Origin of the sequence: Oceanotoga sp. (genome assembly GCF_030445905.1) — a bacterium.
Classification (GTDB): Bacteria; Thermotogota; Thermotogae; order Petrotogales; family Petrotogaceae; genus Oceanotoga; species Oceanotoga teriensis.
This window is the reverse complement of the sequence record NZ_JASUSU010000065.1, coordinates 1-12,498: the sequence shown is the minus strand read 5'-3', so window position 1 is coordinate 12,498 and position 12,498 is coordinate 1. Positions and strand designations below refer to the sequence as shown.

At 24.7% G+C, this 12,498-nt stretch carries 10 protein-coding genes; 9 read left to right on the top strand and 1 reads right to left on the bottom strand.

All coding sequences use genetic code 11. The annotated features are described in order from the left end of the window. The first annotated feature begins 42 nt into the window (after window positions 1–42). Window positions 43–303 carry an EscU/YscU/HrcU family type III secretion system export apparatus switch protein gene (locus PWP28_RS13105; protein ID WP_170110802.1) on the top strand — a complete coding sequence of 87 codons (261 nt, stop codon included), beginning with the start codon at window positions 43–45 and terminating at the stop codon, window positions 301–303. A gap of 9 nt (window positions 304–312) precedes the next feature. Here the strand turns inward: PWP28_RS13105 and PWP28_RS13100 are convergent, their stop codons facing one another. Then, on the bottom strand, window positions 313–954 hold the full coding sequence (locus PWP28_RS13100) for a lactate utilization protein (RefSeq protein WP_305082041.1): 642 nt from the start codon (window positions 952–954) through the stop codon (window positions 313–315). 98 nt (window positions 955–1,052) lie between these two features. On the opposite strand from PWP28_RS13100, the gene PWP28_RS13095 reads away from it, so the two are divergent. The 8 genes from PWP28_RS13095 to PWP28_RS13060 all read left to right on the top strand — a co-directional run bounded on the left by PWP28_RS13095 (window position 1,053) and on the right by PWP28_RS13060 (window position 12,347). Beyond that, window positions 1,053–1,748 carry a GntR family transcriptional regulator gene (locus PWP28_RS13095; RefSeq protein ID WP_264150137.1) on the top strand — a complete coding sequence of 232 codons (696 nt, stop codon included), beginning with the start codon at window positions 1,053–1,055 and terminating at the stop codon, window positions 1,746–1,748. Between the two features lie 151 nt (window positions 1,749–1,899). Then, window positions 1,900–3,621, top strand: coding sequence for an NAD(P)/FAD-dependent oxidoreductase (locus PWP28_RS13090; RefSeq protein WP_308644940.1), 1,722 nt, complete (start codon window positions 1,900–1,902; stop codon window positions 3,619–3,621). Beyond that, the gene (locus tag PWP28_RS13085) at window positions 3,608–4,840 is read left to right on the top strand and encodes an FAD-dependent oxidoreductase (protein WP_308644939.1); all 1,233 of its coding nucleotides are present in this window, start codon (window positions 3,608–3,610) and stop codon (window positions 4,838–4,840) included. The genes PWP28_RS13090 and PWP28_RS13085 overlap by 14 nt, the downstream gene beginning before the upstream one ends. Window positions 4,841–4,845: 5 nt before the next feature. Continuing rightward, window positions 4,846–5,193 carry a DUF1667 domain-containing protein gene (locus PWP28_RS13080; RefSeq protein ID WP_308644938.1) on the top strand — a complete coding sequence of 116 codons (348 nt, stop codon included), beginning with the start codon at window positions 4,846–4,848 and terminating at the stop codon, window positions 5,191–5,193. A gap of 20 nt (window positions 5,194–5,213) precedes the next feature. Continuing rightward, entirely contained in the window at window positions 5,214–6,773 is a 1,560-nt protein-coding gene (locus PWP28_RS13075) for an FGGY-family carbohydrate kinase (RefSeq protein WP_264150141.1), read from the top strand. Between the two features lie 12 nt (window positions 6,774–6,785). Further along, a complete protein-coding gene (locus tag PWP28_RS13070) occupies window positions 6,786–8,513 on the top strand; it encodes an FAD-binding oxidoreductase (protein WP_308644937.1) in 1,728 nt (575 codons plus the stop codon). Between the two features lie 240 nt (window positions 8,514–8,753). Next, window positions 8,754–10,787: a methyl-accepting chemotaxis protein gene (locus tag PWP28_RS13065; RefSeq protein WP_308644936.1), complete on the top strand. Its 2,034-nt coding sequence runs from the start codon at window positions 8,754–8,756 to the stop codon at window positions 10,785–10,787. Window positions 10,788–10,892: 105 nt separating this feature from the next. Next, complete coding sequence (locus tag PWP28_RS13060; RefSeq protein WP_109603431.1) at window positions 10,893–12,347, top strand: aminoacyl-histidine dipeptidase; 1,455 nt, start codon at window positions 10,893–10,895, stop codon at window positions 12,345–12,347. Window positions 12,348–12,498: the final 151 nt, after the last annotated feature.

Genomic DNA, 12,498 nt, shown 5'->3' with positions numbered 1-12,498 from the left:
TATAGTTTTATAAATAATATTAAAATATAAAAGGAGTATATCATGAATAAGAAAAAAGCAATAGCTTTAAGATATAAAAAAGGTACTGATAAAGCACCTAAAATAGTTGCTAAAGGAATAAATGAAATAGCTGATAAAATAATAGAAAGAGCTGAAGAAGAAAGAATCCCTATTATTAAAGATGAAGTTGCTACAGAAAATTTTTATGGATTAGATTTAAATTTAGAAATTCCTCCTGAAATGTATAAAATAGCTGCTGAAATAATAGCTTATGTTTACACTATTGATAAAAAAGGGAGATAAAATCTCCCTTTAAAGTCCTAAATTCTCAGCGATTAAAACTATTTTAAATCTTCCAGGATGTCTTACTCCTGTTTCTAATATGGTTTTGTGAACACAAATTCTTTCTCTTGATTCACAATCTATACATTCGCCTAATCTCGTACAGGGCGTTTTAGTGTTTAATCTTTTTGCATTCATTGGAGCTATATAAGTAATTCTTGAATTTGCTTCTTCTAAATTGTTTACAACTTTATTCATTCCAGCAACTATTATTACATTTTTAGGTCCCCAAATCATAGGGGCTACTCTTGAACCATTACCATCCAATTGTACTATTTTACCATCATAAGTTATTGCATTTGCAGAACAAATAAAAAAATCACTCGTAAAAGATTCTAAAAATACTTTATTCATTTCATCTGAATTTTTAGCATTTTTTCTGCTGATATAATTTATATTACTGTTTTCTAAATAATCGATTATACCAGTTTGAGATAAAGTAATACTTCCACCCACAGTAACTTTTGAATTTTCTGGTATTAATTTTTTTATAATTTCTAAAGCTTCACTAGAAGATTCTACAAGATAAGCTTCATGTTTCTTCATTCTCAAATTTTCTATAATTTCATTTCCTATGCTCATAAATTTCCATTTGTAAAGTTCATCTCTCATTTTATCCCCCCTATTGTTTATCTAAAAATATTTTAACATGATAAAATAAAAAAGAATAAATATTTAAGTGAAATAGAATAAAAATGAAGGTGATAAATTTGAAAAAAAATCCATTATATGAAGATATATCAATATTATTAGAATCAATGATAAATTCGAATGAATATAAGATTGGAGATAAAATTCCTGGTGATATTCAATTAATGAATAAATTTAAAGTTAGTCGTGAAACTATAAGAAGAGCAATAAATATTTTAGTTGAAGAAGGTTATGTTGTTAGAAGACCTGGTAAGGGTACTTTTATATCAAAAAAAGATGGAATAAATGATAGTATAGGCGAAAAAATTTCTTTTACAAAAGAGATAATAAAAATGGGATATGTTCCTAAGAATAAAATAATAAGTTTTAACAAAATTAAAAATAATAAAAAACTTTTCCAAAACGAAGAATACTTATATAGAATAATAAAAATAAGATATGCTTCTGAAATACCTTTTGCTTATGAGGAATCATATCTTCCTTTTAGTAAAGTTGGAGATATAGATGAAGATATGATAAAAGACTCCATGCATTATTTTTTGTCTAAAAAGAAAAATTTTATTTATAAAAAGATGGAGCAAGAAATAAAACCAGTATTGATAGATTCACCCATATCAGAATACTTAAATACAAAAAGAATTCCCGGTATAAAATTATCTAGAAAAATATTTGATGAAAAAAATGATATTTTTTTATATTTAAAATTTATATTTAGAGGTGATATATATACATTTAAAAGTGTAGTTAAATTTTAAATAATTCAAAATTTAATGGAATTTAAAGCTTAATCTAAAATAAAAACTGATTTTCAAAGCTTAATAAAATTAATAACATTTAAACAAAAAATTAATATAGTATATAATTTAAATGTCCGGACAGTATGTACATTATTTAGGAGATGATCAAATGAATATTCAAAAATTAAAAAATAAAATAAAAAAAGACATTTCTTATGATATTGATATATCAATTCAAAATAATGCCTTAAAGCTTGAAGGTGTGGTTGAAAATTGGGAACAAGTAATTAAAGCCGGAAAAATAGCTGCTATGTCAGATTTTGATGGAGTTATAAATAATTTAAAATTTATAAATCAAGAAAAAGAAAATTTTATAAATACAGATTTAAAAGATAATAAATTAAATAATAAAAAATATGATGTAATTATTATAGGTGCTGGAATAATAGGTTGTAGTATTGCAAGAGAACTCTCAAAATGGAATATAAAAATTTTAGTAATAGATAAAGAAAATGATATAGCAGTACATACTTCATCAAGAAATGATGGAATGATTCATCCAGGATTAAGTCCTAAACCTGGTACTAAAAAAGCTTATTATAATGTACTTGGCAATAAATTATATGAAAAAAAATCAAAAGAATTAAATTTTGAATTTAAAAGAACAGGATCTTTAATAGTTTTTGATAAATGGCATTTAAAATTCATATCGCCTTTTATTAAATTAAGAGCTAAAAAAAATGGTGTTTATTTAAAATATGTTGATAAAAAACAAATAAATATGATAGAACCAAATATAGATAAGAACTTAATAGGAGGATTTTTAATTCCTTCAACAGGAATTATATCACCATATAAAACAACAATAGCATATGCAGAAAATGCAGTTGAAAATGGAGTTGATATTAGTTTTGAAACATTCTTAAAAGATGTTTATAAAGAAAATAATGAAGTAGTTTATATAGAAACTAATAGAGGAAGAATATTCACAAAGTGTTTAATAAATTGTGCTGGAGTTCATTCTGATGAAGTAGCAGAAATTGTTGGAGATAGATTTTATACTATACATCCAAGAAAAGGCGAGATAATTATATTGGATAAAAAAACAGGAAATTTTATAAATTCAGTGGTTTCAAAAACTGATTTTAATTTAAAAAATAATAGTAAGGGTGGAGGAATAATAAAAACAGTAGAAGAGAATTTATTATTAGGGCCTAATGCTTATGAACAACCTTATAAAGAAGATTATAGTACAACTTCAAAAGGAATAAATGAAATAATGAATAAACATAGTTCTGTTTTAAAACAAATAAATAAAAAAGATATAATAACTTATTTTTCAGGGACAAGAGCTTCTACTTATAAAGAAGATTTTATAATAAAACAATCTTCAAAAATTTCAAATTTTATTCATGTATCTGGAATACAATCACCTGGAATAGCTTCTGCACCGTCTATATCAGAAGATGTTGAGAAAATAACTATAAATATTTTAAAAAGTAAAACAAATATAAATCAAAATATTAAATATAATCCAAATAGAAAAGGATATCCTATACTTTATTTATTAGAGGATAAAGAAAAAAATAGAATTATTAATAAAAATCCAGATTTTGGAAAAATAGTTTGTAGATGTGAAATGATAAGTTATGGAGAAATAAAATCAGTTATACATTCTAATATACCAGCTATTACTTTAGATGCTATAAAAAGAAGAACAAGAGTTGGAATGGGAAGATGTCAAGGTGGGTTTTGTACACCTTTATTATTAAAAGTAATTCATGAAGAAACTGGAATAGAATATGAAAAAATTTTAAAAAAAGGTTTAGGTTCAAATTTAATATTTAAGGAAACAAAAAAATTTGGGGATGATTTTATTGAAAGAATATGAAGTTATTATCATAGGTGGAGGACCTGCTGGAATGGCAGCTGCTTTAAAAGTCAATAATGAAGGTTGTAAAGCTTTAATAATTGAAAGAGAAGAAAGATTAGGTGGAATCTTAAAACAATGCATACATGATGGGTTTGGAGTTTTAAAATTTAATGAAAGACTTACGGGACCTGAATATGCTTTAAAATATAAAAATATTATAAAAAATAAAGATATTGATATATTATTAAAAACTTTTGTTATTGAAATAAAAAAAGATAAAGATTTTCATATTAAAATAATAAATGAAAATGGAATACATATTTTAAAAACAAAAACTGTAATTTTTTCAACTGGTTGCAGAGAAAGAACATCAAAACAAATTTTTATACAAGGAGAGAGACCTGCTGGAATATATAATGCTGGAACTGCTCAATATATGACTAATATAATGGGATTTATGCCAGGAAAAAATTGTATTATTTTAGGAAGTGGTGATATAGGACTAATAATGGCGAGAAGACTTACACTTGAAGGAGCTAAAGTATTGGGAGTTTATGAAATAAAAGATACACCATCAGGTCTTACAAGAAATATAAGACAGTGTTTATATGATTATGATATACCTTTATATTTGTCGCATTCAATAACAAAAATATTTGGAAAAGAAAGAATTGAAGCTGTTGAAATATCTAAAGTAAATAAAAATTATGAACTTATAGAAAATTCAAAGAAAATAATAAAGTGTGATACTTTAATATTATCAGTTGGATTAATACCCGAAAATGAACTTTTAGAAGATCTAGGAATAACTATAGATAAAAAAACAAATGGAGCATTTGTAGATAATGATTTTATGTCTGTTGAAATTCCAGGAATATTTATATGTGGTAATGCTCTCCATGTAAACGATTTAGTAGATTATGTTTCCGAGAGTGGTGAAATTGCTGGAAAAAAAGCATGCGAATATATTAAAAATAAAAAAACAAATAATAAGAATACTAAAGTAGATATAAATGAAAATTTTTTATACATTGTACCTCAATATATAAATGAAAATTTAAATGATGAGATAATTTTTTATTTTAGAAGTAAAAAGAAATTTGAAAATGCTAAATTAAAAATTTTTTTAGATGACAAAATTGTTGAAAAAAATTATAATAAATTAATTCCGGCAGAAATGGAGAAATTAACTATAAAAAATATTAAAAATAAAAAAATAAGTATGATATTGGAGTGATAATGGTGAAACTTACTTGTATAGTATGTCCAAACTCCTGTGAATTAAATATTGAAAAAGAAAAAAATGAATATATTATAACTGGTAATAAATGTAAAAGAGGATATTATTTTGCATTAAATGAATTAAAAGATCCAAGAAGAACAATATGTACTACAATAAAAACGATTTTTAAAGATAAGCCAAGATTATCTGTTAAAACAAATTCAGAAGTTCCCAAGAATAAAATATTTGAAATAATGCAAAATATAAATAGATTCATACTTAAAGAAAAAATAGAACCTGGAAGTATTGTTTTAAAAAATGTTTGTAATACAGGGGTGGATATAATAACTACGGATGAAATAGAATAAAATGGGTTGGGGTGAAATAAATGCAGGGGGATGAAAGAATTTTATCAATTGATTGTGGAACCCAGAGTTTGAGAGGAATTATTTTTGATAAATTTGGATATATTAAAGGGTATAAAAAAATAGATTTTAATCCTTATTTTTCTATTAAACCTGGTTGGGCAGAACAAAAAGCTGAAATATATTGGAAAAGTTTATGTGAAGCAACAAATTATTTGAAATTAGAAAATTTTTCAGAATTTAAAAAAATAGATGCTGTTGTCATAACTACTTTGAGAGATACAATGATAAATTTAGATAAAAATGGAAAAGTATTGAGAAATACTATAACTTGGCTTGATCAAAGAATGGTTAAATATCCAGGAAAACTTTATAAACATGAAAAATTAATATTTGATTTGGTTGGTATGAAAAAAACTATAGAAATTATATCAAGAGAATCAAAAGCTAATTGGATAAAAGAAAATGAAAATGAAGTATGGAATAAAACTTATAAATATATTCAATTATCAGCATATTTGAATTTTAAATTAACAGGCGAAATAAAAGATTCTATTTCAAATCAAGTAGGCCATATTCCTTTTAATTATAAAAAAAGAAAATGGGAAGAAAATTTGAGTAGTTGGAAATGGCGAATTTTTGGTATTGAAAAAGATAAACTTTCAGAACTTGTTGAACCTGGAACCTTGATAGGAAATATAAACAAAAATGCTGAATATGAAACTGGATTAAAAAATGGAATTCCAGTTTATGCTGGTGCTTCAGATAAAGGTTGTGAAACTCTTGCAAATGGATGTATTGATGAAAGATGTGCGAGTATAAGTTTTGGAACTACAGCAACTATTCAAATAACATCTAATAAGTATATAGAACCAATAAAATTTATGCCTGCATATCCTGGTATTATAAAAAACTCATATAATCCCGAAGTAGAAATATTTAGAGGCTATTGGATGATAAGTTGGTTTAAAAAAGAATTTGCACAAAAAGAAATGGAAGAAGCAAAAAAATTAAATATAAATCCTGAAATTCTTTTGAATCAAAGATTAAATAGTATACCAGCTGGTTCAGACGGTTTAATATTACAACCATATTGGGGACCACATATAAAAACCCCTTTTGCAAAAGGATCAATAATAGGTTTTGGAGATGTTCATACGAGAATACATATATATAGAGCAATTATAGAAGGTATAAATTATGGTTTAATGGATGGTATAGAAATGATTGAATCTAAAACTAATAAACATATTGAAGAAATAAAGGTTTCAGGAGGTGGAAGTAAATCAGAAACTATATGTCAAATAACTTCTGATATGTTCAATAGAAAAGTACTTAGAATACATACTAATGAAGCTAGTGGATTAGGAGCAGCTATGATAGGTTTTGTTTCATTGGGAATATATAAAAATTATCAAGAAGCAATAAAAAATATGATTCATTATAAAGATGAGTTTATTCCAGATAAAAAAAATTCTGAAATATATAAAGATTTATTTCATAAAGTATATAAAAGAATATATCCAAGATTAAAAAAATTATATATTCAAATTAAGGATATAGCTAATTATCCAAATGAATAAGGGGTGGGATTTATGGGTCATAAATATAAAGGATTTGAACCAAATTGGTATATAAATAAACCGCCAGAAAATTCTTATAGAAGCATATTTAAGTGGGGTGAATGGGATGAATTTAAACATCCAAATGAAAAATTATATGAATTAATGAAAAAAACGTTTAATATGACAGATAATGATTTTATAGAACCTAAAAATCTTGGGCTTGATGATGTGAAATATGATGGAGAAATTAAACTTACTAAAGAAAATATAAATAAATTTAAAACTATTGTTGGTGAAGACAATGTAAATGAGGATGTTTATACGAGACTTTCAGTTTCTTATGGTAAAACTATGGTTGATTCAATAAGAATGAGGCACAAAAAAGTAGAAAATATTCCAGATATAGTAATTTATCCAAGAGATAAAAAAGATATAATTAATATAGTTAGATATTGTAATGATGAAAAAATACCTATATATGTATTTGGTGGTGGATCAACTGTAACAAGAGGTATGGAAGCTGTAAAACAAGGAATAACCTTAGATATGAGAAAACATCTGAATAAGGTAATAAGATTTAATGAAATAAATCAAACTATAACTGTTCAAGCTGGAATGCAAGGTCCGGATCTTGAAGAGTATTTAAATAAAGCCCCAGAAAAATTTAATGCAAAAAGAAGATATACTTGTGGACATTTTCCACAATCATTTGAATATTCTTCAGTAGGAGGTTGGATAGTAACAAGAGGAGCAGGACAAAATTCGACATATTTCGGAAAAATTGAAGATATAGTTATATGCCAAGAATATATTACTCCAATAGGAGAAATAAAAACTAATGAATTTCCTGCTCAAGCTACTGGTCCAGATATAGATGAAATAATGATGGGAAGTGAAGGAGCATTTGGTATTCTCATTAGTGCCACTTTAAAAATTTTTAAGTATTTACCAGAAAACCATCAAAAATTTTCATTCATATTTAAAAATTGGGAAGATGCAAAAGAAGCTGCAAGAGAAATAATGCAAGGTCAGTTTGGTTATCCATCAGTTTTTAGACTATCTGATCCTGAAGAGACAGATGTTGCTATGAAATTATACGGTGTAGAAGATACTATAATAGATAAAATTCTTAAATTTAGAGGATTCAATCCTATGGAAAGATGTTTAATGCTCGGATTTACAGAAGGAGAAAAAAATTTTTCTAAATTGGTGAAAAAAAATATAAAAAAAATTTGTAAAAAATATAAAGCTATGTATACAACAGGATATATCACTTCTTCATGGGAAAAAGGCAGATTTAGAGATCCTTATTTAAGAGAAGATCTTGGAGACTTTGGAATTATGATAGATACATTGGAATGCTCTGTAAATTGGGAAAATATGGAAAAAGTTCATACAGGAGTAAGAAAATTTTGTCATAGCAGACCAAATACAATATGTATGACTCATATATCACATTTTTATCCTCAGGGAGCAAATTTATATTTTATTTTTATTGCAAAAATGGAAGAGGAAGAAGAATATCTCGAATATCAATATGGAATATTAGACAATATTCAAAAATATGGTGCGAGCATGTCACATCATCATGGAATAGGGAAAATGACTGCTCCTTGGTTAGAAAGCTACATAGGTGAAAATCAAATGGATTTATTTAAGAATTTAAAAAATTATTTTGATCCTAATAATATAATGAATCCAGGTGGAACATTAGGTTTAGATTTGGAAAAAAATTTAATAAGAAATAATAAAAAATAACATACCTATTATGGTATGTTATTTTGTTTTTTATAGATACAATAAAAATATATTTATTTAATAATTAGTTAATATTTCGGTTTTATAATGTGTTATGATTACTGTATAAATAATAAAATGTTAATTTATCAAATGAAATTTAATTTATGTTTTTTATAAATAAAAATATTATTTTATTTTAAGAAAAAATTTAATGATGTAATTATATAGCTTATTATTAAAAATTAAGGGGGTATTACAATGAATACTATAAGTAAAAAAATAATTATTTTTATTTCTTCAATTTCAGTAATACTATTTGCAATTCAAATTTATATTAATGTAAGTTCTTTAAAAACAAATATACAAAGTATGGCTGATAATTATTTATCTGCAAAGAGTGAAGGGATTTCAGATAATTTAAATATTTCTTTCGAAAAGATAAAAGAGAGTTCTGAAAATCTTTCAAATTTAGTTTCATCTTTTAAAACTTATGATGAAGAGTCAACAGATATTATAATAAATTTTTTGAATGAAATAATAAAAAATAATCCTTTAATAGTTGGAGGAGGTTTTTGGATGGAACCATATGAATATGATAAAAATGAAATATATTTTGGACCATATTCATATAAAGAAAATTCAAACATAAAATTAACTTGGGATTATTCAAATGAAAAATCAAATTATTTTAAAGAAGATTGGTATAAATCGGGAATAAAATCTAAAAATTCTGTTTGGAGTCGACCTTATGCTGACTCTGTCACCAATGTGACTATGATCACAATAACCTCTCCAATAATAAAAGATAACAAAAATATAGGTGTTACTACAATAGATATTGGATTGGATGTTTTAACTGATAAAGTTTTGAATATTGATATTGGAGAAACTGGATCAGCTTTTGCAGTATATAAAGATGGTACTTATGTTGTTTCAAATAATAAAGAAGAAAATTTAAAGATTAATATAAAAAATAAATTAGAGAAAGATATTACAGATTATATTTTATCTGAAAATACTGAAGTAAAAGAATTTGACTATAATTCCAAAAATACATATTTTTCAAAATCAATAATAGGAGATACAGGAATATTCATAATCATAAACCTTTTAGAAGAAGAATTAGGAATAAGAAATGCTATAACTCAATCAATAATAATTTCTATAATATTTATAGCTATATTTATTTTAATTCTATTTCTTTTAATAAATAAAATAATTATAAATCCTTTAAAATATATAAAAAATAAAATTGAAAAATTTGGAAAAGGAGATCTTACAGTAGATTTTAAACTGAATAGAAGAGATGAAATAGGTGATATTTCAAATGCATTAGAAGATATGAGAAAAAATTTAAATGATGCTTTAAAACAAGTTGAATTTAGTTCTAATTCAAATTTAGAGTATTCAAAAAAATTGAACAATACAGCTGAAGAATTGATAAATTTTGGAATTAAGTTACAAGAAAAAATAACTACTGTAAAAGATAATTCTGAGAATGTTAGCAATAATGTTGAAAATTTAAATAATGGTATATTTGAAGTAGCTCAAGGTTCTACTACTATTTCTAATTCGGCACAAGAACTCAGTATTTTTTCTGGTGAATCATTAAGTTCAGCTGAAGATGGATCTGAAAAAATAAAAGATATAAAATCTACTATAGATAATGCAAAAAATAGATCTAAATTAACAGAAGAAGAAGTTGAAAAACTTTTAAATAATACAAAAAATGTTCAAAGTATAATTGAAAGTATTAGAAGTATAACAGAACAAACTAATTTATTAGCATTGAATGCTGCTATTGAAGCAGCTCGTGCGGGAGAAGCTGGAAAAGGATTTGCTGTAGTTGCAGATGAAATAAGAAAACTTGCAGATGATAGTTCTAAAGCAACACAAGAAATTGAAGAAATATTAAAAGATATAAATGCTGGAACCATCAGTGTTAACAAATCAACATCTAAAATAGTTGAAATAATTGAAGGAATAGATTTAAGTACAGATGAATTAATAAAAAAATTTGAAGATATAAAACAAAAAGTGTATTCGATTAATAGTGAAATAAATAATCTTTCAGCATCGAGTCAAGAACAAAGTGCTTCATCTGAAGAAATGAATTCTTCAATGGAGGCGGCAGATAATTTAGTAAAGGAAATATTTTATCAAATAAAAGATATTAAAGAAATGATAGAAACTAACACAAAAAAATCTCATGAAATTGAACAACTTTCTGATTCATTAAAAGAAATATCGACAAATTTAAATGAAAAAATAAACATATTCAAATTCGAATGATATCTGATTATTCAGATATCATTTTTTTTAAAATTTAAATATACTTTATGAAAAAATAAACTCATTTTGTTATAATTGTTATAAATAATATAAGGGGGTAATAATATGAATAAAGTTTTAGAAAATTTAGAACCCAAAGAAGTTTTTAAATGGTTTGAAGAAATAAATCAAATTCCACGTTGTTCAAAGTGTGAAAAAAAAATAAGTGATTGGCTTTTTAATTTTGCTAAAGAAAGAAATCTTGAAGTAATACAAGACAAAGCTTTAAATATAATAATTAGAAAAAATGGTACAAATGGTAAAGAAAATAATCCCATAATTACACTTCAAGGTCATATGGATATGGTCTGTGAAAAAGAAAGTTCTGTAAAACATGATTTTTCTAAAGATCCTATAAAAATGAAAATTAATGGAGACTTTATTGAAACAGAGGGCACAACATTAGGTGGAGATGATGGTATAGCTGTAGCTTTTGCATTAGCTTTATTAGATTCTAAAGATATAGCCCATCCACCAATAGAAGTTTTAATAACAACCGATGAAGAAACTGGAATGACAGGTGCTCATAATTTAAATCCAGAAAATATTAAAGGTAAAACTTTAATAAATATAGATTCAGAAGAAGAAGGAATATTTTTAGTTAGTTGTGCTGGTGGAATGAGGGAAAATATATCCCTTGATTTAGAATATAAAGAATCTAAAAAAGATTATAGATTCTTTGAAATATATATAACAGGATTAAATGGTGGTCATTCAGGTTCTGAAATAATAAAACAAAAAGCTAATGCTAATAAATTAATGGGAAGAGTTTTATATGAAATATCTAAAAATACTAAAATAAGACTTGTTGATTTAATTGGAGGCGCGAAAGATAATGCAATACCAAGAGAATCAAAGGCAATAATAGCATTTGATGAAAAATATTTTACTACAATAAAAAATGATTTTGACGAAATTGTTGATATAATAAAAAAAGAATATTATAAAGTTGATAAAAATATTAGAATTGATTTTAAAGAATCAAAAGAAAAATTTAAAAAAGTTATAAAAAATAGTATTACTAAAAAAATAATAAATATAATAAATTTAATACCTGATGGTGTGATAAGAATGTCAGACGAAATTGAAGATTTAGTTGAAACATCTAATAATTTGGGTATTATTGAAATAAAAGATAAAAAAATATATTTTAAATCTGCTTCAAGAAGTTCTATAGAAAGTAAAAAAGATTATATGCATATGATTTTTGATAATATTGCTTTTTTAACAAATTCAACAGTTCAAAGAACTGCTGAATATCCAGCATGGCAATTCAAAGAAAATTCAAAAATAAGAAATGTTTTTATAGATGTTTATAAAAAAATGTATAATAAAGATCCAGAAATTTCAGCAATACATGCTGGTTTAGAATGTGGACTTTTTAAAGAAAAACTTGGAGATATAGATATGATATCATTTGGTCCTAATTTATATGATGTTCATACTCCAAAAGAAAAAATGAGTATTTCATCCGTTGAAAGAAGTTGGAATTTTCTAAAAAATATACTCAAAGAATTATAAAATATAAAAATATGGAGATATTATTGTGTCTCCATATTTTCTTATAAAATCATCAAACACGTTAAGAGGTGGAAATGTGTAAGGAAAGGGAGGAATAAATGTAACAAGAAAGAAATTGACAGGAGATAGAGAAATGTGATAGTATATACTT

Excerpts from the sequence above, each read along its gene's own strand:
- PWP28_RS13105 (WP_170110802.1), top strand. The coding sequence starts at position 43 with ATGAATAAGAAAAAAGCAATAGCTTTAAGATATAAAAAAGGTACTGAT.
- PWP28_RS13100 (WP_305082041.1), bottom strand. The coding sequence starts at position 954 with ATGAGAGATGAACTTTACAAATGGAAATTTATGAGCATAGGAAATGAA.
- PWP28_RS13090 (WP_308644940.1), top strand. The coding sequence starts at position 1,900 with ATGAATATTCAAAAATTAAAAAATAAAATAAAAAAAGACATTTCTTAT.
- PWP28_RS13075 (WP_264150141.1), top strand. The coding sequence starts at position 5,214 with ATGCAGGGGGATGAAAGAATTTTATCAATTGATTGTGGAACCCAGAGT.
- PWP28_RS13070 (WP_308644937.1), top strand. The coding sequence starts at position 6,786 with ATGGGTCATAAATATAAAGGATTTGAACCAAATTGGTATATAAATAAA.
- PWP28_RS13065 (WP_308644936.1), top strand. The coding sequence starts at position 8,754 with ATGAATACTATAAGTAAAAAAATAATTATTTTTATTTCTTCAATTTCA.
- PWP28_RS13060 (WP_109603431.1), top strand. The coding sequence starts at position 10,893 with ATGAATAAAGTTTTAGAAAATTTAGAACCCAAAGAAGTTTTTAAATGG.